14 protein-coding genes are annotated in these 26,422 nt (G+C 61.3%); 7 read left to right on the top strand and 7 right to left on the bottom strand.

All coding sequences use genetic code 11. The features are described from left to right. Positions 1-61: 61 nt before the first annotated feature. The 3 genes from PQG80_RS04105 to PQG80_RS04095 all read right to left on the bottom strand — a co-directional run bounded on the left by PQG80_RS04105 (position 62) and on the right by PQG80_RS04095 (position 5,767). Entirely contained in the window at positions 62-2,002 is a 1,941-nt protein-coding gene (locus PQG80_RS04105) for a hypothetical protein (RefSeq protein ID WP_271749853.1), read from the bottom strand. Positions 2,003-2,181: 179 nt separating this feature from the next. Beyond that, a complete protein-coding gene (gene cysI / locus PQG80_RS04100) occupies positions 2,182-3,900 on the bottom strand; it encodes an assimilatory sulfite reductase (NADPH) hemoprotein subunit (protein WP_271749852.1) in 1,719 nt (572 codons plus the stop codon). 28 nt (positions 3,901-3,928) lie between these two features. Next, positions 3,929-5,767 (bottom strand): assimilatory sulfite reductase (NADPH) flavoprotein subunit, encoded by a 1,839-nt coding sequence (locus tag PQG80_RS04095; RefSeq protein ID WP_271749850.1) that lies wholly within the window; start codon positions 5,765-5,767, stop codon positions 3,929-3,931. 318 nt (positions 5,768-6,085) lie between these two features. Between PQG80_RS04095 and PQG80_RS04090 the strand changes: the two genes are divergently transcribed. The 4 genes from PQG80_RS04090 to arsC all read left to right on the top strand — a co-directional run bounded on the left by PQG80_RS04090 (position 6,086) and on the right by arsC (position 8,882). Further along, on the top strand, positions 6,086-6,691 hold the full coding sequence (locus PQG80_RS04090; protein WP_271749849.1) for a pentapeptide repeat-containing protein: 606 nt from the start codon (positions 6,086-6,088) through the stop codon (positions 6,689-6,691). A gap of 107 nt (positions 6,692-6,798) precedes the next feature. Continuing rightward, the gene (locus PQG80_RS04085; protein WP_271749848.1) at positions 6,799-7,113 is read left to right on the top strand and encodes an ArsR/SmtB family transcription factor; all 315 of its coding nucleotides are present in this window, start codon (positions 6,799-6,801) and stop codon (positions 7,111-7,113) included. Positions 7,114-7,126: 13 nt separating this feature from the next. Further along, entirely contained in the window at positions 7,127-8,419 is a 1,293-nt protein-coding gene (locus tag PQG80_RS04080) for an arsenic transporter (RefSeq protein WP_271749847.1), read from the top strand. Between the two features lie 37 nt (positions 8,420-8,456). After that, positions 8,457-8,882: an arsenate reductase (thioredoxin) gene (arsC, locus tag PQG80_RS04075; protein WP_271749846.1), complete on the top strand. Its 426-nt coding sequence runs from the start codon at positions 8,457-8,459 to the stop codon at positions 8,880-8,882. A 51-nt stretch (positions 8,883-8,933) separates the two neighbouring features. On the opposite strand, the gene PQG80_RS04070 is transcribed toward arsC, so the two are convergent. From PQG80_RS04070 to PQG80_RS04055, 4 genes are all read right to left on the bottom strand, one after another. After that, complete coding sequence (locus tag PQG80_RS04070) at positions 8,934-10,091, bottom strand: Ger(x)C family spore germination protein (protein WP_271749845.1); 1,158 nt, start codon at positions 10,089-10,091, stop codon at positions 8,934-8,936. Next, on the bottom strand, positions 10,088-11,512 hold the full coding sequence (locus PQG80_RS04065) for a spore germination protein (RefSeq protein ID WP_271749844.1): 1,425 nt from the start codon (positions 11,510-11,512) through the stop codon (positions 10,088-10,090). The genes PQG80_RS04070 and PQG80_RS04065 overlap by 4 nt, the downstream gene beginning before the upstream one ends. After that, on the bottom strand, positions 11,509-12,615 hold the full coding sequence (locus tag PQG80_RS04060; RefSeq protein ID WP_271749843.1) for a GerAB/ArcD/ProY family transporter: 1,107 nt from the start codon (positions 12,613-12,615) through the stop codon (positions 11,509-11,511). The genes PQG80_RS04065 and PQG80_RS04060 overlap by 4 nt, the downstream gene beginning before the upstream one ends. A 135-nt stretch (positions 12,616-12,750) precedes the next feature. Further along, a complete protein-coding gene (locus tag PQG80_RS04055; RefSeq protein WP_271749842.1) occupies positions 12,751-16,530 on the bottom strand; it encodes a cadherin-like beta sandwich domain-containing protein in 3,780 nt (1,259 codons plus the stop codon). 280 nt (positions 16,531-16,810) lie between these two features. Here PQG80_RS04055 and PQG80_RS04050 point away from each other — a divergent pair, with 280 nt between their 5' ends. The 3 genes from PQG80_RS04050 to PQG80_RS04040 all read left to right on the top strand — a co-directional run bounded on the left by PQG80_RS04050 (position 16,811) and on the right by PQG80_RS04040 (position 26,349). After that, positions 16,811-17,536, top strand: a complete 726-nt coding sequence (locus PQG80_RS04050) for an oxalate:formate antiporter (protein ID WP_334219803.1) — start codon at positions 16,811-16,813, stop codon at positions 17,534-17,536. 429 nt (positions 17,537-17,965) lie between these two features. After that, entirely contained in the window at positions 17,966-24,679 is a 6,714-nt protein-coding gene (locus PQG80_RS04045; protein WP_271749840.1) for a DUF7507 domain-containing protein, read from the top strand. After that, complete coding sequence (locus PQG80_RS04040; RefSeq protein ID WP_271749839.1) at positions 24,676-26,349, top strand: COG1361 family protein; 1,674 nt, start codon at positions 24,676-24,678, stop codon at positions 26,347-26,349. The genes PQG80_RS04045 and PQG80_RS04040 overlap by 4 nt, the downstream gene beginning before the upstream one ends. The last annotated feature ends 73 nt before the right edge of the window (positions 26,350-26,422 follow it).

The following is a 26,422-nucleotide window of genomic DNA, read 5'->3' as shown; positions in this document are numbered from 1 at the left end:
TTCAACCATAGCATAAAAACGCCGCCGTTGGGAACGGCGGCGCTGCGTGTTCATGGCCGGCTCAGTTCGGCGCCGACAGCGGATTGCTCGGATTCTCGACGATGACGCCGATCTCGCAGAAGTCGATGCTGCCCCCGGTGGATTCCAGCTCGACCCGGAGATGATAGAAGCCATTGTGGAAACGGCCCGTATCGAGATACAGCGGCTCGGGGATCGCGGCCCCTTCGTACAGGACCGTATTGCCGAATCGGAAGGTGAACCGCTTGATCGACTCTCCTGCAGGCACGCCGGCGTCGACATCGATCTTGATCACGTTTTTCACCTTTTGACGGTCCTGGATTCCGCGCATGTTGACGGCAGTCTTGGGAGCCGGCGCGACATAGACGCCATCGATCCACAGCTGCCCGTTCTTGCGTTCCTGACGGCCGCCGGCCGGCGTGACGACCAGTATGACCGAGTCCTCCGCTGGCACGGCGAACGTCGCTTTTCCGCTCACCGACTTCGCCAGGAACCGGCCGCTTACCGTATCGTACAGATCGACCGCATCCTTGCCGAGCTCGTCGATCTCGACCGTCTGCTCGGAGCCGAACGGATTGTAGTACAGGAAAGTCGGATAAGCCTCTTTATGATAATAATCCGTCTTAAGGCAATCGATCTTAAGAATGCCCTCTACGTTCGTCTTCTCGATCAGCGCGCCCATGAAGCCGACATGGCTGCCGCTGTAGATCGAGAAATCGAGCGGTCCCCATCCGATGACCGTGGCGTCGCCGCTCGCGTACGGCGTTTTCTCTTCGTACTCCTTGCGGATGCCTTCATAAGGGAGCACGTTGTCCGGGTCGCCCTCCCACGCCGCGCCGGACTGCTTGTCCGCAGGCAGGCCGTCCGCGTAGAACAAGCGGGACTGGTTGGCGACGTTGAGCATCCACTTGCCGACCGCGCGCGCATACCGCGAATCGTAGCGCAGAAAAGGCGCCAGCGTGCTGAACAGGAAAAATCCGTTCATGACGAAGATGTAACCGCCGAAATCCTTGAGGTTCCCGACCAATCCGTGCATGTCGTAGTTCCCCCAGCGCTCCGTGCACATGCCCCAATCCGGGCGCGTCTCGATGCCGCCGTCGAAGATCCAGTTGATATATTTCGTGATATCATGGCTAGTCCCGTGTTCGACCTCCATACGGGCGGCCAGATAGGGTGAATAGTACATTAGCAGCTCGTAATAAGGATTGTCCTCCTGGCGGTCAAGAAAGTCCAGACAGGCATCCGCCGTATCCAAGTAGACTTGGTCTCCGAAGCGCAGGTACGCCAGATACATGAGCATGGCCACGCCCGAAGCGGCATCAGGCTCTTTCCACTGGCCATTGTCGATGGGCTCCATGTTCTTGAAGTCGAACGAAGTGTATTTAAAATGAATCCGGCCTTCGTCATCCGTCATCACCTTAACGGCTTCTACCCAACGATCCGCCGATTTGCGGACGAGCGTCTCCATTTCCGGCTGGTTCGGATAGAAGTGAGCGATCATGGCATACAGGATATTGGCCTGAATCTCGTACCAGAACGTATCGCCGCTCGGGATGCAAGGATACCAGACGAACACGCCCTCGTCTTTTCGGAAGAACGTCTGCAGCATTTTCACGTAATCGTTGCCGTCCTGGTCGCTCTTGTCGATGCCGACCAGCGTAGCGCCGAGCACGGCTCCCATAACCGTGATCGCTTCCTGGGAGCCGTTGCCGCCTTGATCCTCCTTGCCGACGTAAGACATGATGCCGATCGTATCTTCGTCCATATTGTAATGGGTTCTATCCCGCCAGATCACCGGGAGATATTCCCCCTTGAGATTGAAGTCGAATACGTACCGGTCGAATGCCTTCGCTTTTTCCTTCCAGTCCCGGATCTCGAAAGGCTTGGGCACAGCCGGCATGAGCTGGACCAAATGGAGGTTTTTTTGCGGTGCGGGCGTTGCGGTTTCTTGTTGTGATTTGAATGCAGGCAGTTGTGTGGCCATCCAAGTTCGCCTCCTGAGATAATGTGTATCCGCAAAAGTCTATTACCCGGGAATCGTACATTTGTACTCCTATTTCGCATACCTACAGCCGTAAAAAAATAGACTCGCGAGAACTGTCGCCCGAAGCGATCCGTCCTCGCGAGTCTATAGATAAAGATAGGAGCTGATGCAAGTGAGACTTAGTCGTGGAAATTCATGCCGTCGGTCGTCGCGGCGATGACGCCGGCGCGAATGACGAAGTCGCCGAAGTGCTCCCCGTTCACGCGCTCCGCCGCGTAACGCGGGATCAATGCGCCGAGCTCGCGCAGAATCTCGTCCTCGCCGATGTTCTCGCGGTACATCTTGCTCAGGCGGCTGCCGTCGAAGGCGGCGCCCAGGTACATATTGTACTTGCCCGGCCCTTTTCCGATGAAGCCGATCTCGGCCAGCGCATGGCGCGCGCAGCCGTTCGGACAGCCGGTCATCCGGATCGTGATCTCTTCGTTGCGCAGGCCGTTCGCGTCCAGGATGCCCTCGATCTTGTCGACGAGCACGGGCAGGTAACGCTCCGCCTCGGCCATCGCCAGGCCGCAAGTCGGCAGCGCGACGCAAGCCATGGAGCTGCGGCGCAGCCCGGAATATTGCTGGACGTCGATCAGGCCGTAACGCCCGAGCAACTCGGTAATCTCTTCTTTTTTCTGCGGCGTGACGTCCGCGACGATCAGGTTCTGGTTGGCGGTGAGGCGGAAGTCGCCGGTGTGGATCTTGGCGATCTCGCGCAGCCCCGTCATCAGCGGGAAGCCGTCGTAGTCCGCGATGCGCCCGCCCTCCACGAACATCGTGAAGTGCCATTTGTCGCCCACGCCCTGCACCCAGCCGTAACGGTCGCCGTTATCGTTGAAGTGATACGGCTTGGCCGCCTCGAGCGACCAGCCCAGCCGCGTCTCCAGCTCCGCCTTGACCGTCTCCAGCCCGAGCCGGTCGACCGTGTACTTGAAGCGCGCGTTCTTGCGCTGCGAACGATTGCCGTAGTCGCGCTGAATGGTAATGATCTTCTCGGCGACGTCGTAGATCTGTTCGGGCTTGCAATAGCCGATGACCTTGGCTACCTGCGGGTACGTCTCCTTGTCGCCGTGCGACATGCCCATCCCGCCGCCGATCGCCACGTTGAAGCCGGCGAGCTTGCCGTCCTCTACGATCGCGATGAAGCCGAGGTCCTGCGAGAATACGTCGATATCGTTGGATGGCGGCACCGCGATGCCGATCTTGAACTTCCGCGGCAGATACAGCGGCCCGTACATCGGCTCGGACGTTTCCTGCTCCGGCGTGGAGGCGACCATCTCCTCGTCCAGCCACAGCTCGTGATACGCCCGCGTCCGCGGCAGCAGATCGTTGCTGAGCCGCTTGGACCATTCGTATACTTCGGCATGAATGTCGGACTGGTACGGATTCGGGTTGCACATGACGTTGCGGTTGACGTCGCCGCACGCGGCGATCGTGTCCAGCAGCGACTGGTGAATCGCCTGGATCGTCTTTTTCATGTTCCACTTGAGAATGCCGTGCATCTGGAACGTCTGGCGGGTCGTGAGCTTAAGGGTGCCGTTCCCGTACTTCCGGGCGAGCTCGTCCATGACGAGCCACTGCCCCGGCTGGGCGACGCCGCCCGGCATGCGGACGCGCAGCATGAACTGGTAAGCCGGCTCGAGCTTCTGCTTCTGCCGTTCGTTGCGCTGATCCCGGTCGTCCTGCAGGTAGCTGCCGTGGAACTTCATCAGGCGGTTGTCGTCGTCCGAGATGCCGGCGCTGAGCGGCTCCAGCATCGATGCGGCCAGCGTACCGCGTAGGTAATTGCTCTCGCGTTTGATGCGTTCGACGTCGCTGGGATTCCCCGCAGGCGCGCTTAATTTCGTATTAGCCATGCTTAACGGTACTCCTCTCTGTCTGCGGTCAATACACGTCCCGTTGATATCGGTGGTTCTTTTTCATTTCCGCGAGGTATTCCTCCGCCTGCTCGAGGCTGCGGCCGCTCTCCGCGGAGATGATCTCCGCCAGCGCCTTGTGCACGTCCTTCGCCATGTTTTTCATGTCGCCGCACACGTAGAAGACCGCGCCCTTCTCCAGCCATTCGTACAACTCCTTCGCATGCTGGCTCATGCGGTGCTGCACGTACACCTTCTCGTCCGTGTCGCGAGAGAACGCGACGTCCATGCGCGTCAGCACGCCGTCCTTGATCCAGCGCTGCCATTCGGTCTGGTACAGGAAGTCGCTCGTGAAGTGCTGGTCGCCGAAGAACAGCCACGACGGGCCTGCCGCTCCCGTCTCTTCGCGCTCCTGCATGAAGGATCGGAACGGCGCGATGCCCGTGCCAGGACCCACCATGATGATCGGCGTGCTCGGGTCTTCCGGCAGCTTGAAGTGCTTGTTAGGCTGCACGTATACCGCGATCTTGTCGCCCGCCTCCAGGCGCTCGGCGGTCTGCGTGGAGCAGACGCCCTTGCGCGCGCGGCCGAACGCTTCGTAGCGCACCGCGCCGATCGTGAGGTGCACCTCCTCCGGGTTGGCGGCCAGCGAGCTCGCGATCGAGTACAGCCGCACCGGGATCTTGCGCAGATGGGATACCGCGTCCTGGGCGCTGCCCTGCAGCGGGCCGTAGTCGCGAATGAAATCCAGCAGGTCCCGTCCCTTGACGTACGTCTTGACGGCCGCTTCGTTGCCGGGCGCGAGCAGCTGGGCAAGATCCGGATTCGTCGCCAGCGGCGCCAGCTTCTCCAGCAGCGACTTCGTCATGACGGTGATCTCCAAGTGCTCGATCAGGGCCTCGCGCAGCGGACGGGCGTCGCCCTGTTTGTTGATGACGACGGCGGCCTGCGGATCCCACTTGGTCTCGGCGAGCAGCAGATCGACCAGCTCGGGATCGTTGTGCGGATAGATGCCCAGCGCGTCGCCGGGCTCGTAGACGAGGCCCGAGCCTTCGAGCGACAGCTCGAGATGGCGCGTCTCCTTGTTCGAGCCGCGGCCGTTCAGATTGATATTGGTCAGCACTTCGGCCGCGAACGGGTTCGTGCGGGAGTATGCGGACTCCGCGGGGACGGCCGGCGCGCCCGCAGACGCTTCCGACGGAACGGCCTCGGCGCCGCTGCCGCCCTGCTCTTCGGTCAGGCGCGCGACCACGCCGGCAAGCCAAGCCTTCGTCGGCTCTTCGAAGTCGACGTCGCAGTCGACGCGATCGTGGATGCGCGTGGCGCCGAGCGCTTCAAGACGGGTATCGAAGTCCTTGCCCGTCTGGCAGTAGAGCTCGTACGAGCTGTCGCCGAGCGACAGCACCGAGAACTTCATCCCTTCCAGGCGCGGCGCCCGCTTGCTGTGCATGAACTCATGGAACGAGATCGCGTTGTCCGGCGGCTCGCCCTCGCCGTGCGTGCTGACGACGATCAGCATCTGCTGCACCTTTTTCAGCTGATTCGTCTTGAAGTCGCTCATCGAGGAGACGGTGACCTGGAAGCCCTTCTCCTCGAACATTTTGGCCGCTCTCTTGGCGATGTTGTGCGAGTTGCCGGTCTGCGAGCCGTACAGGATTGTAATCTCCTTGCTCGCCGCGGGCGCCGCGCCGGGCAGCGCTTCAGGCGCGACGGCGACGGGCGCCGTTCCCTGTCCCGAAGCGGACGCGGTCGCGACGAGATATCCGCTGAGCCAGATTTTCTGCGCGTCGGTCAGACCGGGCAGCAGCCGATTGAGAAGATCGGCCTGCTCCTGGCTGAACGGACTGTTGGTTGCCAGCAATTGCAACGTTCTCCACCTCACGATAATTCAAATGACTTAATGACGGCTTCGGACCCGCCGAAGACCGCGCCGGCCGTCATGATCCTTTTGAAAACTATACCACATGTGCCGCACCAAGAGGATACATCCGAATATAAGGATTTTTGATGGAAGCTATAAGAAACGGCGGGTTTTCCCGGAATCGCGCCGGCGCAAAATAAATGACTTGACTTTCCGCCGCGCAGACCCGGGTTCTTGACAGCCATATGATATATTTTATAGAGGTTTTGCGTCTCGGTCATGTACCGATTACATAGGCGAATCGTCTGAAGCGGAGGATACATCATGTTTCAATACAGCAATCAAGAATACGCGGACATCGGCTTCGGCTCCCAGGATCTCCGCTACGGGGAACTCGTCGGCTGCACGTTCAGCCGCTGCTCGTTCGCGAACGGCTCGCTCGAGGAACTGACGTCCGTCCGCTGCAGGTTCATGGACTGCGACTTCCGCGGCGCAGCGCTTAACGGCTCCGTCCACAAGGAATCCGCGTTCGAGAACTGCCGATTCGGCGGAGCCAATCTGTTCGTGTCGAAGTTCGATGCTTGCAAAATGATGGGTTCGGACTTCTCGAACGCGTCTCTGGACGGCATCACGATCGTTCAAGGCGATTGGTCTTACACGAACCTCCGAAATGCCAGATTGGCCAAGCAGGACTTGCGAGGCATCCGCTTTTACGAAGCGGACCTGTCGGGCGCCGATCTGGAGAAGGCCGACCTGCGGGACGGCGACCTGACGATGGCGCTGCTCGCGAACGCGAAGGTGGCGGGCGCCGACTTCAGAGGCGCGGCGATGGACGGCGTGAATTTCATGTCCTTTCCGATCGCCGGCATGAAGCTTGACCGGGAACAGGCGGTACTGCTGGCTCGTTCTTTTGGCGCCAAAATCGTCTGACTCCATTACATATAATCGTTTACTTATATAATGGATCGCATATATAATATCGACGTAAGCATATATCGCTCGCTTTGCAGGCGAATGCCGGAAAGGAGGTCGCGCCCGTGCCGTCCATCGAGGAAATGTCCGATGCGCTTAAGCTTCTCTCCGATAAGAGCCGTCTCACGATCCTGGCGCTGCTGAAGCACAAGGAAATGTGCGTCTGCGATATCGTCGGGATTCTCGCGACGACGCAGCCCAACGTCAGCCAGCACTTGAGAAAATTGAAGAGCGGCGGCCTGGTCCGCGAGACGCGCCGAAGCCAATGGATCTATTATTCGCTGGACGTGGAAGACAAGCCGTACTTAAAGCCGGTCATCGATCAGCTGCCTTCCATGAAAAAGCAGATCGATGCCGCAAAACCGCAAGCATGTACGTAACCTAGGAGGATTTATGCTGGCGCTCGCACTGATCGTTTTTTTGATTACGCTCTTATTCGTCATCTGGCAGCCAAGAGGACTAGGCATCGGGTGGTCCGCCTGCGGCGGCGCGCTGATCGCCCTCGCTTGCGGCGTCGTCGACTTCGCGGACGTCGGCGACGTGACCCGGATGGTCTGGAACGCGACGCTGACCTTCGTGGCGATCATCCTGATCTCGCTCGTGCTGGACGAGATCGGCTTTTTCGAATGGGCCGCGCTTCATATGGCCCGGGCGGCTGGCGGCAACGGCAATGTGATGTTCGTCTACGTCGTCCTGCTTGGCGCTGCGGTCTCGATCTTTTTCGCGAACGACGGAGCGGCGCTCATCCTCACCCCGATCGTCCTCGCGATGGTACGGGCGCTCAAGTTTGACGAGCGCATGATCCTGCCGTTCGTGATGGCGAGCGGGTTCATCTCCGATACGGCATCGCTGCCGCTGGTCATCAGCAACCTGGTGAACATCGTCTCCTCCGACTTTTTCGGCGTCGGATTCGCGGAGTATGCGGGCCGCATGATCGTGCCCACCTTTTTCTCCGTGGGGGCCAGCTTGCTCGTGCTGTATCTGTATTACAGACGCGGCATTCCGAAGACCTACGACCGGAGCCAGGCGAGGAAGCCGGCCGAGGCGATCAAGGACCTGCGCATGTTCAAAGTTTCCTGGGCCGTCCTGGCGGTGCTTCTCGTCGCCTACTTGAGCAGCGAGTACATCGGCGTGCCCGTATCGGCGATTGCCGGCGCAGCCGCCCTGATCTTCGTGCTGATGGCCAGACAGAGCCGCGAGGTTGAAACTTGGAAGCTCGTCAAGGACGCCCCTTGGGCCATCGTCTTTTTCTCCATCGGCATGTACGTCGTCGTTTACGGCCTTCGCAACGTCGGATTGACCGACGAGCTTGGCGACGTTTTCGCGTGGGTCGGCGAACGGGGCTTGTTCGCTGCCGCTGTCGGCTCGGGCTTTATCGCGGCTCTCCTCTCTTCGGTCATGAATAACCTGCCGACGGTCATGATCAATGCGCTCGCGATCCAGGAAGCCCAGCCGACGGGCATCGTGCGGGAGGCCTTCATCTATGCGAACGTCATCGGGTCGGATCTCGGTCCGAAGATCACGCCGATCGGATCGCTCGCTACGCTGCTATGGCTTCACGTGCTTTCGGGCAAAGGCGTGAAGATCACCTGGGGCGCTTACTTCAAGGCCGGTATCGTACTCACCGTGCCCGTCTTGTTCATTACGCTCGCGGGCCTCTATCTCTGGCTTAGAATCATCGCATAACGAACGGCCCTATCTCATCTGTAAGGAGCGATCGAATATGAACGACAAACCGTTAGTCTACTTCCTCTGCACCGGCAACTCCTGCCGCAGCCAGATCGCGGACGGGTTCCTGACGGCGCTCGGCGGCGACCGTTACGAGGTGAGGAGCGCCGGTCTCGAGGCGCACGGACTCAATCCCCGCGCCGTGCGGGTCATGGCGGAAGCCGGCATCGACATCGGCGGCAATCGCTCCGACGTGATCGATCCGGCGCTCTTGAACCGGGCGACCTATGTGATCACGCTGTGCGGCCATGCGGACGAGCACTGCCCCGTCATCTCGAACGAGGATGTCGTCAAGTGGCACTGGGGCTTCGACGACCCGGCCAAGGCGACCGGCACGGAGGAAGAGATCCTGGCGCAGTTCCGCACGGTACGTGACGCTATCAAGGCGCGGATCGAGACGTTCGTGCAGACCGTCGCTTAATCCGGCAAGGAATGCTGCGAATACGGGATGACGGATTGTACAATCGGATCTCTACGACTTCCTCATCTTATAGCTGCCCGTATCGCGCAGCTCGCATGTCACCTCGACGCCGGACAGCGTCGGCTTGAGGATGGGAAGACGGCCGCCCACCGCGGCCTTTTTCCATTTGTGGGGGTCGTTCTTGTAATAACGATGGCCGAGCCCGAGCACGTCGGCATGAATCCGAAGACCGCTGTCGTAGAAAGACAGAATGTCCGCCTTCACCCGCTCCTCGGCCAGGCGCTCCAGCTTGTCGGCAGCTTGTTCTTGCTCCATGTTCAGGATTCGGCCGGCAAGCCGGATCCGGAGCGTGAAACTCGGCCGACCTCCTGCCTCGTCAATTTTATACGCTATTTTTTGCCGGGCCAGCAGCAACGTAGCCATACCGCCCTCCGCGCTGCCGATCGCCAATTGGGACTGCTTGTACGACGGTTCCGTCCACCTCCCGCGCATCATCGTCTTATGGTCGAGATAGCCGCGGTACGCATTTCCTTCGAGCACGAACGCCCCCTTGCGCACGAGCGTGTCGAAGGGCTTGTCGTCCTGCGCCCAGATCGACTCGTCCAGGGAGATCTCGGGCACGAATACGACCGAGTTCGATTCGCGCAGGTCGGCGACCAGATCGTTCATATAGATCGGGTTCGTGACGGAAAATTGGTTGTAGCTCCGGATCGGTTCGTTCAGGGTCGTTTCAAGCGAGCTTCTGTTAAAAAACGCTTTGGCCGAAAGAATTTTGTCCAGCGGCTGCTTCGTAGCGAAAAACCACTTGGTGTATCTCGTATCCGTTCGCCGAAGCATCGCATCCAAGATATGGGGCAGCTTGCCCGATCGCAGCGCCTCCTCGGTCATAACAACGGAGACGATATGACCGAGATACAGCTTCCGCTGCGAAGTCTCAGAGATCATCCGTCCTGCGTCGGCAACCGAGAAGGATCGGGCATGACCGACCCATGATTGCGCCTTCGACGGCGGTCCCTCGACCTTAGCGATGCTGCCGAAATCCAGCATTTGCCCGTAAACATCGTATTGGCCATCCTTATAATCGACGCCAAGCGAGCTGATGTAGTTCAGCGTCTGAACCTCCTCCGCATCCCAACAGCCGGCCAGTAAGCCAGGCAGGAGGAGTCCGATCAAGATGGCGAATCGGCGCCGTACCGCGGTCGCCTTCATACATCATCCTCCCCCTGTCCCTGCCGGGACGCGAGACCGGTCCGCCGGAAGGGCGCCCTCCAGAAGACGCCTAGATTGACCTTGAAACGGGAGTCTGCCACGGAACCCGCATACAACTCGCCGAACGAATCCAGGCGCATCTGGTAGACGAGGAACAGGAGCAGCCCGGCCATAAAACCGATCATACCGGCCAATGAGGACATCAGAAGCACGAAGAGACGCGCGATCCGGACCGTGCCCTGCAGGCTCGGATTGACGAGCGTTGATCCCGCAACGAACGACAACGACGCGATAACCATCATGGAGGGCGTCAGCACGCCCGACTGAAGCGCCGCTTGACCGATTATGATGCCTCCCACCACCGTGATCGTATTGCCGACCGCCTGCGGCAGCCTTGAGCCCGCCTCCCGGAGGAGGTCGAGCAGGAACAGGACGATCAGCATCTCGATCACGGCGGGAATCGGGATGCCGGTCCGCGCGAGGCCGATGGTCGCGAGCAGCCGGAATGGAATTTGCTCCTGATGGTACATGAGCAGACCGTCGTAAAAACCGGGCAGCAAAATCGATAACCAGTACCCCACGTAACGCGTCCAGCGCCCTGCGGTCGCGACGAAATAAGGATAGTAGGCATCCTCCGGACTGATCGCCAGCTCGGTGAGCGTGATCGGTCCGATCGTCGCGGTCGGCGTGCCGTCCATCAAGAGCGCGAAACGGCCTCTCAGCAACTTCTCGGTCGCGAAGTCCGAGCGACCCGTGGTGTCCGCGAGCGGAAATATGGAATACGAGCGGCCGAACAGCAGATCCTCGAATCTAGCGCTGCCCCCTTCGATCGTCGTATGGCGCAGATCTTCCAGCTTCGTGCGGACCAGCCGCAGCGTCTCCTCCCGCAAGCGATCCGCCACGTAGACAAGCGCGATCCGGTTTCCCGTCTCTCCCATGGCGAAGTATTCGACGCGCAAGCGATCCATAGGCAACCGCTTACGGAGAAGCGCGACGTTCGTCTCGAGCTCTTCGACGAAGCCGTCCCTTGCGCCGCGTATGGCGGGGTCGAGCGACGAATCCTCCGGCGAACGCTGCGGCGGGTTGGCCGTGCCGACGGCATAAGCCGCCGGGACCCAAGGCAGATAGAACAACGTTTGTCCGGAAAAGAGCAATCGCGATAACTCAGCGGCCGTAGGGTCTGTCGGAACGGAAGATGCGCCCGTTGCGGTTTGAAAGCCGTCGAGCTGCTGCCTACCCTCTGCGCAACTCGACACAAGACACTCGGCTGCTCTGCGAAGGAGCAGCTTGTCGACCATCGCCTGCTGGTAGTAGATCTCGATTTTTTTGCCATCGATCTCATGCCGTTCGGCGGTCAGATCCGCGTTGCAACCGCTTAGTCTTCGCATCTGCTCGTCCAGCGGCAATCGCTCCTCGTTCATACGTCTCCCCGCCTCCTCTGCCTCCTGCGCGCGACCGCAGCGACGATCGTCAGACCGAAGACGAACGTAGCCGCCATCGTAAGCGTGAATGGAAAATAAACAAATCTTAATATATCTAAGAAGATGGCATCGTTGTAGGGGATCATGGCCGCTGCGCATAGCGTGATCGAGGCGGCGATCACGGCTGCTCGGACCTTTTTGGCCGAAGGCTGACGGAACCCGATCGAACCGATGATCGACAACGTAAAGGAAATGCGCGCGAAGGCGCCGGCCATCCACTGAAAAATGGACAGGACATCGACGTGCTCCACGTAATCGCCGATTCGCACAAGCGACCACTGCTCGTAAGCCGGAAACCGCTGCATGGCGGATTCTTCGGGACCGAACTCGGAAATGGCGCCGAGCAACGGACCGACGGTCAAGCCGACAAGAACCCAGGATATGAGCAGCAAGCCGGCCCCTCCCGGTTGTCGGCGTAGATGGTGGGCGATGAACAGGACGAGAACGATCTCCGACAATCCGCTCAGTACGTACGGCAATCCGTGCACGACGGGCAGGGCTCCGTGCTCGAGCAGCGGCGTTAGACGGGAATAGTTCTTGCGGGGCATGTTGGCGACGCCGACGAAAAAACCGAATAAAACGACCGGCGGCAGCAGCAGCGCCGAAGCGCGTAGCAGCACATGCAAGGGACTGAGCGCGGCCCAGGCGCAGGGGATGATCAGCAATAAGCAAAGAAACCAAACTGGGGTCTGAAGGAGCACGACCGATTTGATCCAAGCGATCGTATCCACGAAGGTGACGGCGCAAAGCGCCCAGCAGTATGCGAATACGCCAATCCGAAGCAGCGGTGCCGTCCAACCGCCGACATGGCGCGCGAGCCAGGTCGGAATAGGTTCCCTGTTTGCCGTCTTCATAATGTAGGCAAGAGCGGGTACGAGCAGCGTGATGGCCGCGCCGCCGATCAGCGCGGTGATCCAAGCGTCGCGCCCTCCGGTTTCCAGCAGGATCGGCATGACGATGACATGGGACATCATCCCGGTCGAGAGCAGCAACAGCGCTATGATACTCGTAAAGCGGACGCTGGTATCGGAAGACAAAGCCATCGGGATCAACCTCCTGGATAACGGAGGTAATTTATCCAAAACGACAACGATTTATCCTCGCGCCTCGACGGCAGACAGCCGCCCTTCCTGACTGAAGGAAGCGGCGGCTGTGGCTAGACGGCTATAAGGTTCTGCTTAATTTGAGACCTCGATCTCGTATACGAGCGGCGGTCTCCCATACATGTTCAACAACACGTACAGGCGGGCATTGCCGCTCTCAAGCGGGATTGGGAAAATGCCGGACCCCGGCTGAGTGGGATTCACCCACTCCCAAGCGCCGTTTTTGACCAGGTATACACCGCCGATATAGGTGTTAGCCATATCCGCCGCCGGCTCCAGCATGACTGCGGTCGATCCGGATGGCGCCTGGCCATGCCAATGCGTGAATAGGTCAGCGTCTTGCGTAAAACCGACTGCGGAGCCGTCAGGGACGGCGGTACCCGATACGCTAAGCGAATAGCCGGAGGGCTCTTCATCGCCTTGATAGATATCGATCGTGTACTCGTCAACGTCGAGGCCGAGCCCTAACCGGCTCAAACGGATGGCGATTCGGTTCCAGCCGTCGGACAGCCCGATCGGATACTCGCTGCCGTCTATGCTGACCGGCGTTCCGTTGGATAAGATCTGGTAGCTGCTGTATGGATCTGCGGCTTCGGCTTGCAGACGAATCTCGCCTGTACCGGCGGGTACGATGGCGGTGTACGCTTTAATGCCTGCAGAGAACATCGGCACCGTCGCCCCGTTCGCATGCGCCTGTGGAACGTACAGGGATAACGTATTCATATAAAGCTTCAATAAAAGTTTGTAACGCGTGGTCGTTCCGTCGCCATTGTCGCGGAGATAATCGATAAGGACCTTGTTTAGCCCGTACTTGAGATTCGTCAAGACGATGCTCCCGGAAGCGTTCATCATGTCGACGGTACGATGCGCATTCTGACTGTCGTCATACGACAAGCTGGCTTCCGTGACAGAACTGTCGAGCTGGAACGTTAAGTCGAGGGGCGCAGGCAGCGTATCGATGTACCTGGCATATACGAAGGCCCCGTCCTCTTGCGGGTCTGTCGACTGACCCATGTAATACGGATTCGCCTGGGTACCGTTCGCGGACAAGCGCCACTGCGTCAGTCCGGTCAGCGCCGGTTCCGGACGCTTGACGAATATCGTCACGGTCGCCGGCTGGGATACGTCCGCACCGTTGGAGACGGTATAGTCGAAGCGGACGGCCCCCACAGCGCCGGACGCAGCCTGGTAGTCGAACGAGCCGTCGGCGTTCAGCGATAGCGACCCGAACGCAGGTCCGCTTCCCGGGACCAATGCATAGGTGAGCGGCAATCCTGCGGGATCGCTGCCTGCCAGCTGGCCGGCCAATGGTTGACCTGCGACGACTTCCCAGCCTGACGGCTCGGCCATAATGACTTTCTTAATGATCCAGACGTACGTGTTCGATGCGGTCTGGTCGGCTGATCGGAGCCGGAATTCGATCGTCGTATCGCCCGTTGCGCTCAGCGGTATTGTATACCAGCCGTTGCTCGGGTTGGGATAGACATCCTCGTCCGTGTCCATGCGATGCACCGACAAGTACCGCCAGTAAGGATCGTTGTCCGGGAACGAAATCGTGAAGGTGACGCCGGTCTGCGTGACGGGTGCGTCCGAGAACATCCGCAGATTGGGATCGGGCGTCAGGAGCGCGCCGGTCGAACCGTTCTCCATCAACCGGACGCCGCCAAGCGCCGCGCTGCCGCCGCTGCCCAACGGGATCCGATCCAGCACCAGCTCATACGTGGCCGTCGTTCCGCTCTCGGAGCGGATGGACAGGGTCAGCTGGCTGACGTCGGATGTCAGCGATACCGGCGCGGACTGTCCGAAACGATAGGCATTCCCGTTCAACTCGAGCGTGGAGCGGCTGTCTCCGGGCCAGAAGTCGAGCAGACCCTCCGTCATCGCGGCGGGTACGATCACCTTGAACTTGCCGATCTCGTTCTGAACGGGGCTCGCCCAGAACTTGCGCTGGCCGTCGGCGCTTTTAATCATCAGACTGGACAGGCCGGTATTGAGCGACAACCGGTGTGCGTACAGCGTATAGGTTTTGGTCTTGCCTCCGGCCTTCGCCTTGATATTTATCGCGTTCGTGCCGGTCTGGAGCGGTATGCTGAAATGCCAGGCCGTGTCCGCAGCATCCGTCGTCTGCGAACCGGCGATCGATGGCATAGCGGGGACGTCCGTGCCGTTGACCTTGATCTCCGGCGCCTCGGGCGCATTCAGCTTCAGATCCAGCGCCTGGACATCGGCGGGTACGTCGATCGGCGTCGCCGGGTTGCCGCTAGCGAAATCTAGCTGCAAGCTGCTTGCGCCTATGCCGATGTCGGCGACGCCGAGCAGTTCGCGCGTGATCGAGACGATATAATGGCGGATGAGCGACCGGTCCGGCGGGACGATTTGGATGTCGATGCTGTTTGCGCCATATTCCAACGCCACCATTTTTTTGCCGTCCGCGAGCGCCTCCCCGTTCACGGCGAGCGTCGCGCCCGCTTCGAGCTGCACCGGCCGGACCTCGACGCGGGCGGTGCCGCTGCCGACGGACGCCGTATAAGCGAGCCGATCCCGCGAGAAAGCCGGACTCAGCGTCGCGCCTGACAACTCGAGCGCCGCCAGCCTGCTCTCGGACGAAGACGGCATGGTCGTTGCCGGCGCAGGTGTCGAGGTCGGCGTTGCATTCGCCGTTTTGTCTGCCTGGAACTGCGCCTTCTGCGCTTCGTTCAGCTGCGACAGCAGCTCGGCTTCCGCCTTCGCCCGGGCTTCCGCCGCCGCCTTTTGATTGGCGTCCAACTGCGCCTGCTTCGCGGCCTCGATCGCCCTCAGCTGATCGGGCAGCATGTCCTGCAGCGCCTTCAGCCTAGCCGCATGATCGTCGGTTTGTTTCTGAACCGCCTCGGACTCCCGCTGCTTGGCCGCTTCCTGCTTCAGCTTGTCCGCTTCGGTCAGTTGCAGCTCGGCCTTGTCCAGATTGAATGCCGCCTGAAGCTCGATCTCGATCTGCTTGAGCCGATCGAGATCGAGCTTATTCTGCGCCACGGCCTGCTTCGCGAAGACGCCGACGAGATCGCTCGTATTGCGCCTGAACCGGGCCAAGTCATCCGCGGTTGCGCCGAGCGACGACGGCAGCTTGTCCCGCTCGTAGCGCGCCAGCATCTCCCGGTTCTCGCTGTCGATCTTCTGCTTGCTTCGGAGCAGCGAAGCGACGACCTCGGGCTGCATCCCTTGCACGAGCTCGCCGATGTTCACCAGCCGTACCTGCTCGGACGAGACCGGCATGCCGTCTTGCTGCGCCGTGATCTCCTGCGTGGGATACAGATTCAGCGGCGTTCCGCCGAAGGCAGCATTTCCGGTCTTGGCGAATTGAACGACGCCCGACAGGACGGCCGTCGTAGTCGAGCCGGACGCCGGGTTGACCGCGGCATAAAAAGCCGTACCGCGTACGCCCATGATCGCGGTCGGCGTCTCCAGGCGGAAGTCGTCCTCCTTGCTCTTGATCGACTTTACGTCCACCCAGGCCGTTCCCTTAAGCATGCTGACCCGCGTGACCGTCCCCTTCTTGTCCGATAGCTTGGAAAAGGCGAGCGTCGCGTTGTTCCCCACGCTGAACAGGTCATCCTCCGACGTACCGTTGGCGAACTGGAGCTCGGCGGTCCCGTCGCTCCCGGTCATGAGCTTATCCCCCTGGTTCAGGCTTAATTTCGCGAACGCCTTGAACGTCTTGGCGCCGCCCGCCTTCTGAACGTTAACGTCGCCGCTCAGCACCTTAATGACGGCGATGCGCGACGATACGGCCGCGTTCGCGATGCCGCCGAACGATGCCGATACCGGCACCGCGATCAGAAAAAATACAAGCGCGAATATTCCCCACTTGCGAAACATGGTCCCACTCCTTTGATATACGCGACGCGACCGGGACTTATTTCCTGGACCGTATGCAAATATTGTCATAACTACTCGATTATAATCGAAAATCGGGAAATTCAGCTATATTCACTTTCGCGGAGATTGAATCAATCGTTGAATTTGATGTAAAGAAGTGATATCTTGGCGTAATGCCCATTTTTATGAGGCGATTCCGGAAGGGGCGAATAGGATGGGGATTTCCGTATACGATCCATTCATCGATGGCGTGATAAAGACATTATCGGGAGACAAACGCATGCTCGGGCTGCTGTCTGGAGGATCGATGCTGGACGGCACCATGGACGAATACAGCGACCTGGATCTGATCTTGGTTTACGATCCTGACTATCGGGACGACGTCATGACCGGACGAATCCATATCGCCTCCGGGCTCGGCCATCTATTATCCGGATTTACGGGAGAACATGTCGGAGAGCCCCGACTCGTCATCTGCTTGTACGACGATCCGCTGCTGCATGTAGACTTGAAGTTCTTAATGCCGTCCGAGTTGGAGGACCGGATCGAAGATCCGATCGTGCTATGGGAAAGGGAAGAGGAAATATCCCAAATATTAACCGGAACCGCACCCGTTCGCCCCGAAGCGGATATACAGTGGATCGAGGACCGCTTCTGGGTATGGATTCACTACAGTGCCGCTAAGCTAGGTCGGGGAGAGCTCTACGAGACCATCGATACGATTACTTTTTTGAGAGGCGCCGTGCTGGGTCCCCTGATTCTAAAAGCGAGCGGGTACCCGCCCAGGGGCGTGAGGAAGATCGAATTTGCGGCGAATGCGGAATCGGAGGAATTGATACAGACCGTGCCTGAATATGATGCTCGGAGCTGTTATCTGGCGCTTATGGCAAGTATACGCATCTACCGGCGTCTGCGCGGGTTCTATCCGGAGATCGTGCTGCGGAGCGAAGCGGAGACAGCATCCGTCCGTTATCTCCAACAAGTATTCGCTGCAGGCCATCCCTAAGGTGGCGCTAGCTGCAGCCGCCCGTTCTCTATGCCCTCTTATATCGTGGGAACCGTCCCGCTCGTCCGGAACCGTCCGCGCCGTCGTCATCATGTCCGCGCCAGCAGCCTTGAGCCTTTGCGCGATCGCCAGTCCCATCCCCTTCGTACCGCCCGTGCAATACTTTTTTGCCCGCGAATTCGATCGCGGAATTTACGTACGATCGAAGATTCGGACTGGCAGTGGGAGATCGGACTGAAATGGCGAAAAGACCCCTATCTCTCTCCCGCGGCCAAGCGGTTCATCGACTACGTCGTCTCCTCCGGCGGAAAGCGATAAAATTATCGCAGGACGAACAATTCTTCCTCGCCTCCCTCATATAGTTGAGATCATGCGAACTCGACGCCTCATATCGCGGAGCGGTGCCGCGCGAATGACGGCAAGGAGGAGGTGTTACCGATTCCGCTTATCGTCCGGGCGACCTTCAATGCGACGGGCGCCATCACGTTCACCGGCAATACGCTCGGTCTAAGCCGGTCCGATACGGCGGGCGTGCCGGGTACGCAGGACAGTATCGGCGCTTTTACTTCGACCAATGCCGCATCGCAATTCGGCACCTACCCGGTAGGAACGACGAGCAATTATCTGAATAACAGCTCAGCCGCCGTCCTCGTCCTGCCGGCCGGGAGTTCCGTGCTGTATGCGGAGCTGATCTGGGCAGGCAGCTATATCAACGGCAACGTCAATCTGAGCGCTGCCATTAATAACCCCGTCAGCTTTACGACGCCTGCCGGCACGTTCAGCGTATCGCCCGACGCGGCCACGAGCAATTCCGTCGACCTGGGCAGCGGCGCGTTCGCCTATGTACGGTCGAACAACGTCACCTCGCTTGTTCAGGCCGGGGGTGCCGGCACTTATGCGACCGGAGGCGTCGTGGGCACGATCGTCATCCCTGGCGACGGCACGGCCAACCATGCGGGATGGACGCTCGGCGTTATATACCAGAACCCGAACCTTCCGTTCCGCAATATGTCGCTCCGCGCCGGGGCCGTGCTCGTCCAGGCCGCTTCGGGCCCGGTGAATACGACGCTGACCGGCTTCGCGACGCCGATCACCGGCGCGCTCGGCGGCCGGGCGCTGTTCAGCGCGCAGGAAGGCGACGCGAACCGGACGGGCGACCAAGCCCTGTTCGGTCCGACCGCCGCTACGCTCGTCGCGCTGTCGGGACCGAATAACTTCGCGGCGAACTTCTTCGCCTCGCAGATCAACAACGACCTTGGACAGTTGAACACGACGGGCACGTTCGGCTCCCGCAACCAGACTAACGGCGCGCCGGGCACAAATATCGTCGGCGGGAGGCAAGGCTGGGATATCACCAACGTCGATATATCGGCGCGTCTCGTGAACAACCAATCGTCCGCCGTGCTCAGCCTGACGACGTCCGGCGACGCCTACGTCGTGAACGGAAATGCCATACAGGTCAACATCAACGCGCCTACGATCTCTGTATCCAAGAGTTCGAACGTCACGGGACCGATCGTCGGCGACATCGTCACGTACACCGTAACCGTCAGCAATACCGGCACCGCCAACGCGGCCAGCGTCGTGCTGACCGATGCCCTGTCCCCCGGCGCGACCTTCGTCGCGGGCAGCGTGGTCGTGGCCGGCGTCGCGCGGCCGACCCTAAACATCACGACCGGCGTATCGCTCGGTTCGCTGGCGCTAGGCACTTCGGTTACGACAACTTACCAGGCAAGAGTCACGTCGCTGCCGAGCCCGCAGCAGCTGTCTAATATCGCGAACGCGGCATTTACGTTCCAGAGCGTAGCGGGAGGACCGGTCATTACGGGCGTCATTCCATCCAGTACTTACACGATTCCCGTCTATTCGCCCGTGTTGACGATGACCAAGTCCGCGAGCTCGGCGAACGCGACGGTCGGCAGTCTCGTGACCTACGCGGTTTCGGTCTCGAATACGGGCAATACGGGCGCGACGACGACGTTCTTCGACAATATCCCGGCGGGCACGGCGTACGAAGCGGGCACCTTCCGTCTGAACGGCGCCGTCGTCCCCGGGGCGAATCCCGCAGCGGGCGTCGCGATCGGCACGATCGCGGCCGGGGCTACGGCCACGGTAACCTTCCAAGTACGGGTCAACGCGCTGACTGCCCAATCGCAGCTCGTCAATCAAGCGACGGCGAACTACACGTTCCAGCCGCCCGATCTGCGAACCGTATCCGGCTCCGCGGCGTCCAACACGGTCACCGTTCCCGTCGCGCTGCCGAACGTCGCCGTCGTCAAGAGCGCGAGTCTGGCGGATGTCGCGGTAGGCGAGACGATGACCTACACGTCAGTCGTGACCAACAACGGCACCGAGGCGGTCACGAACGCGATTCTCTCCGACGCGATTCCTGCCGGGACCACGTTCGTGACGGGCAGCGTCGCCGTCGCCGGGCAATCCCGACCGACCGCGGCGCCTGCCAGCGGCATCGCGATCGGCACGATCGCGGCCGGTGCCCAGGTGTCCGTGACCTTCCAGGTGCAGGTCGTCTCGCTGCCGAACCCGGCGCAGTTAAGCAACCAGTCCTCGGTGTCCTACAGTTCTGGCACATTCAACGGACAATCGCTGTCCAACACGGCGACGACGCCGGTCTACCAGCCGATCGTGACCGTCGCGAAGAGCGCGGACCGGACGAACGCGACGGTCGGCGACACGATCCTCTACACGCTGAACGTCTCCAATACAGGCAACATTTCGGCCGCCCAGGCGACGTTGACCGACAATATTCCGGCAGGATCGAGCTTCGTCCCCGGGAGCGTCACGGTAGGCGGCGCGGCGCAGCCGTCGGCCTCTCCGCAGACGGGTATCCCGCTCGGCGCGATCGCGACCGGCGCAACCGTGACCGTTACCTTCCAGACGCTGCTCGGCTCGCTCCCGTCTCCGCCCACGCTGGTGGACCAAGGTGCATTGAGCTATACGTACCAGCTGCCGAGCGGGCGCTCGCTTGCCGGCGCAGCGATCTCGAATACAGTCGCGATCGGGGCTTCCGCGCCGAACGTCACCGTGTCGAAGTCCGCGAATCTCTCGAACGCGGCGGTCGGCGATCCGATCGTCTATACGATCGTCGTAGCCAATGACGGTATCTCTCCCGTAACGAACGTAGTTCTCACCGATTCGGTTCCGGCCGGCGCGGCGTTCGTCCCGGGCAGCCTGACGATCGGCGGCGTGTCCTCGCCCTCCGCCAATCCGTTCGCCGGCGTCCCTTTGGGCACGTTGAACCCGGGCGCTTCGGCGACCGTGGTCTTTCAAGCGACGGTGGTTTCGCTGCCGAATTCGGCCCAGCTAGCCAACCAGGCGACCGCCGGCTTCACGTCCGGCGCTTTTCAAGGCACGTCGGCATCCCCGCCGTTCGTCACCGCCGTGTACCAAGCCGCGCTCACGCTGGTCAAGAGCGCGAGCGCGTCGCAGACGATCGTCGGGGACTCGTTCACTTATTTCGTGACTGTGACCAATACCGGCAACGCGGCGGCGCAAACGACCCTTACAGACCCTCTCCCACCCTATCTAGCGTTTCAGACCAACAGCGTCTTGATCGACGATACGCCGACGCCAGGCGTCGGTCCCTCCACGGGTATTCCATTGACCGTCGGTCCCGGGCAGACGGTCGTCGTCAGCTTCGTCGTGACGATCAACGCGCTGCCGCCGACTCAACGACTGGACAATCAAGCGTCCGCATCGTTCACGTATGCGCTGCCGGACGGCAGGCAGATCGCGGGTTCGGCAGCGTCCAATTCGCTGTCCGTTCCGGTCTCGGCGCCTAACGTAACCGTAGTCAAATCAGTCGCGCCGGCCACGGCCATCGCCGGTGACACCCTAACGTTCGGCGCGGTGGTCGCGAACAACGGGATCGCGACAGTAAACAATATCGTATTCAGCGACGCCTTGCCGCCCAACGTCTCATTCGTGAACGGCAGCGTGCGCGTGGACGGCGCCGCGAGGCTGTCGGCCAATCCGTCCGCAGGCATTTCAATCGGAGCCTTGGCCCCCGGCGCCTCGGCTACCGTCACATTCGAGGTGATAATCACGATGGCGATACCGTCTCAGATCACGAACCAATCGACGGTCAGCTTCACCTCCGGCGTCTTCTCGGGCACGTCGGCCTCGAACACGACCGTCACGCCCGTCTATCAGCCGCAGATCGCGCTCGTCAAAAGCGCGAGCACGAGCAACGCGACCGTCGGCGACACGATCATCTATACGGTAAACGTAACGAATTCGGGAAACTTCGGCGCAAGCGTGACCGTCGCAGATACGATCCCCGCAGGCACGACGTTCTCGCCGAACAGCGTCATCGTCGACGGCGTCCCGCAGCCTGGCGCTTCCCCGAGCACGCCGATACCGATCGGCATCGTCGTGCCCGGGCAGACCGTCGTCGTCACCTTCGCCGTCGTCGTAACCTCCCTCCCGTCTCCGCAGCAGATCTCCAATACGGCATCGGCCGTCCTAACTTATGTGCCGCCGGACGGTCGCACGATCATCGAGAACGTGACGTCGAATACCGTTACCTTTCCCGTATCCTCGCCGAACGTAGCCGTCTCGAAGGCTACGCCATCTGTATCCGTCGCGATCGGAGACACGATCGCGTATACCGTGACCGTGTTAAACAGCGGCATCGCGCCGGTCACCAGCGTTCTCTTTACCGATGCGATTCCGGCCGGCACGGCGTTCGTGACGGGCAGCGTCCTCGTGAACGGCGTGCCCGTTCCCGCCGCGTCTCCGTCCGGCGGCATCCAGCTCGGATCGCTCGCGCCGGGCGGCACGGCGACGGTCGCGTTCAGCGTGACCGTCGTCTCGGTGCCGAGCCCCGCCCAGATCGGCAACCAGGCTACAGTCAGCTTCACCTCAGGCGCTTTCTCGGCCGTGACATTTTCCAACCTCGTCCTCACGCCCGTCTTCCAGCCTGTCATCTCGGCGGCGAAGTCGGCCAGCACGGCGAACGCAACGCTGGGCGATACGGTGACGTATACGCTGGCCGTATCCAACGCCGGTAACTATCCGGCGACGACGACCTTGACGGACACCCTGCCCGCGGGTACCGTCTTCGTGCCGAACAGCGTCATCGTGGACGGCTTCCCGATCCCGGGGACCGACCCGGGGACCGGCATCGCGCTCGGCCCGATCGAGGCCGGCGGAACCCGCACGGTCACGTTCTCCGTCGTCGTCGACACGCTTCCGTCGCCGCAGCAGCTCGTCAATCAAGGGACCGCGGCCTATTCGTTCACGCTCCCCGATACGCGCACGCTGACCGGGTCCGTCGTGTCCAACGTCGTGACGATACCGGTATCCGCGCCGAATATCGCCGTGTTCAAGAGCACGCCGACGACGACGACCTCGCTCGGCGATACGGTGACGTACACGACCGTCATCGCGAACAACGGCATCGCCGGCGTTAGCAACGTCATTTTCACCGATCCCTTCCCGGCCGGCACGGCGTTCGTTCCCGGTTCGCTGACAGTTGATGGCGTCCCCCGTCCCGCCGCGAATCCGGCGACCGGCGTCAGCATCGCGACGATCGCGCCAGGCACGACCGCAACGGTGGCGTTCGACGTGATCGTAACTTCGCTGCCGTCGTCACAGACCCTCGTCAATCAATCGACGGTATCGTTTACGTCCGGCGCGTTCTCCGGCGTCACCTTCTCGAACACCGTCACGACGCCCGTATTTATCCCGATCCTGTCGGCGGCCAAGAGCGCGAGCACCGCGAACGCCACGGTAGGCGACACCGTCGCCTATACGATCGCGATCTCCAATACGGGCAACTATCCGGCCGATATCACGGTAACGGACAACATTCCCGCCGGAACGTCGCTCGTGCCGAACAGCGTGCTGGTCAACGGTCAACCCGTCGCGGGCGCCGATCCTTCCGCCGGCGTACTCGTCCCTGGCGTTGCCACGTCGGCTACGGTCGTCTTTTCCGTCGTCATCGGCACGCTCCCGCCCGGTCAATTGTTGTCGAACCAGGCATCGGCCACCTACGTCTATACGCTGCCCGACGGTCGGACCTTCGGCGGTTCCTTCGTATCCAACCAATTGGCCGTGCCGGTCAGTTCGCCGAACGTCGGCGTTGCGAAGATCGCATCCGCGGCCGATGTCGTCGTGGGCGACAACCTCGTCTATACCGTCGCGATCCAGAATAACGGCATCGAGACGGTGAACAACGTGCTGCTGAACGATCCGACGCCGGCCGGGTCAACCTTCGTCGCAGGCACCGTCGTCGTCGACGGCGTGCCGCGTCCTGCCGCCAATCCCGAAGCCGGCATCTCGCTGGGTTCGATCGCGCCAGGGGCTTCGGTGATCGTCTCGTACACGGTCAACGTCATTTCGCTGCCGGTGCCCGATTCGCTCAGCAATCGCGCTTCCGTCAGCTTCACTTCCGGCGCGTTCTCCGCGACGACGTTCTCCAACACCGTCGTCACGCCGGTCTATCAGCCGATCATCGTCATGCTGAAGTCCGCGGATACGACGAACGCGACCGTCGGCGATACGGTTCTCTATAGTATCAATATCACCAATACGGGCAATCTGGCAGCCGATCTGACGCTCACGGATACGATCCCCGCCGGCACCGCGTTCGTACCGAACAGCGTCCTGGTCAACGGCGTGCCGCAGCCTGGCGCGAATCCCGCAGGGGGCATCGCCGTCGGCCTGGTGGCTCCGGGCGCCAGCGTCAACGTGACCGTCACCCTCCAAGTGACCGTCGACGCGCTCCCGTCGCCGCAGCAGCTGTCGAACCAGGCCTCCGCGACTTACACGTATTCGCCGCCGGACGGCCGCGTGCTTACGGGAAGCGCCGTATCCAATACGCTGGTCATCCCCGTTTCCTCGCCCGACGTTAGCGTATCGAAGAGCACGGATGCCGTCGATGCCATCGTAGGCGACGTAATTACTTACACGATCGTAGTCGCCAACAACGGGATCGCCACCGTGAGCAACGTCGTGATCGTCGACCCCGTCCCGCTCGGCACGGTATTCGTGGACGGCACCGTCACCGTCGACGGCAGCCCGAGGCCCGGGGCTAACCCGAACACGGGCATCGCGGTCGGCTCGATCGCGGCCGGCGCGGCCGTAACCGTTACCTTCCAGGTGAGGGTCGTGACGATATGACGCCGCTCCTGCCGGATCCGTATCTGCGCAACCAATCGCATGTCCGGTTCACGTCGGGTCGCAATCCGTCCGCCGCTTACTCCAACATCGTATCGATACCGCTGTACGGTCCGGCAATCTCCGTGCGCAAAGAGACGGACGCGAGGCAGGCCGAACTCGGCTCGACGATCGTCTATCGCTTGATCGTGTCGAACGCAGGCAATGCGGCCGCCGACGTGACCTTGTACGATGCGCTGCCGGCCGGCACGTCGATCGTCTCCAACTCCGTCCTGCGCGACGGCATGCCGCTCCCGGGCGCGGATCCCCCTTCCGGGATCCCGCTCGGCGATATCGCGCCCGGCGGAGAAGCGCGGGTGTCCTTTCAGCTCATCGTGACCGCGATTCCCGAATCGCGCGAGATCTCGAACTCGGCGCGTGCCGCATTCGCCTTCGCGACGCCTGAAGGGAGAATCTCCCGCGGCGAAACGATATCCAACGAGGTGACCATCCCGGTCATCGGCGTAAAGGTATCGGCGGCGATCCGTACCCGATGGAGCCAGACGTTCGCGGGCGATATCGTCTATTACGACGTCGTCGTGACGAACGAAGGCTCCGAGCCGATCACTGGCGTCACCGTCTCCGCGGCGCTGCCGCAGGGGCTGACCTTTCTGGCGGGGAGCGTCACGGTCGACGAAGTGCGGTCGCCCGCCGCCTCTCCCGCGTCGGGTATCGCGGTCGGGTCGCTCGCAGCCGGCGGGTCCGCCGTCGTCGCGTTCGCCGGTCAGGTCGGCGACCTGCCGAACGGCACCGTACTGCCCCTCGAGGCGATCGTCCGATACGCGGCAGCGGGAACGCCAGGCGTCGTCACGACGAACGAGGCGGACGTCGTGGTCGTCAGGCCGGCGGTATCGCTGTCGATGTCGGCCAACCCGGGACAGGCGGCGCCGGGCGATACGATCACGTACACGGCGATCGTCTATAACGCCTCTCGCATCGCCATCGAGGGAACGCTGCTGGATCTTCTGCCTGCCGGCCTGCGCTTCGTCCCGGGCAGCGCGAGCGTGAACGGGATCCGCATCGCGGACGCGTCGCCCGAAGCCGGCATTCCGCTGGGCACCGTCGCGCCCGAGGGCCGGGCGCTGATCGTCTTACAGGCGCTAATCCCGGCACGATTGGGAGAGTCGCTGCCGACGTATACGAACGAGGCGCAGCTGACCTACGCATTCCGCCTGAACGACGGTCGAGCGGTACGGGCGACGGTCGCCTCGAATACGGTCGCGACCCGCATCGTCTCTCCCCTGTTCGCCGTCAAGGTGGCAGCCGATCCTCCCGAGGTCTACCCCGGCGACGAAGTGATCTTCCGTGCGGAGGTGCGCAACGCGGGCAATGCCGCGGCATCCGTCATTCTGGAAGGGCTGCTCCCGGCCGGCGTCAGGCTCTCGGGCTACGGTATCCGGGTCGACGGATGGCCGACGGCGCTCGTGCTGGACGGATCGGTGGCGCTCGGTATCATTGCGCCTGGCGCGAGCTGCGCAGTCGCCTACCGCGTGGTCGTGCCGGAGAATACGGCAGAAGAGTCGCTCGAAGGTTACATGACGGCCCGTTATGCGTTCGAGCTGAACGGGCGGGCGCATACGGGCGAGGCGCGGTCGAACGAGTATCTTGTGCTGATCGAGGGAATCGAAGAATAAACGTCTTCTGTCCGGATAAAGGCAAAAAAGCCCGTTCCCGGCGTTTCAACCGGGAACGGGCCTTTTGCTGTTC

Source organism: Cohnella rhizoplanae (genome assembly GCF_948329515.1).
GTDB classification, from domain to species: domain Bacteria; phylum Bacillota; class Bacilli; order Paenibacillales; family Paenibacillaceae; genus Cohnella; species Cohnella rhizoplanae.
This window is presented reverse-complemented; position numbering and strand designations above follow the sequence as displayed.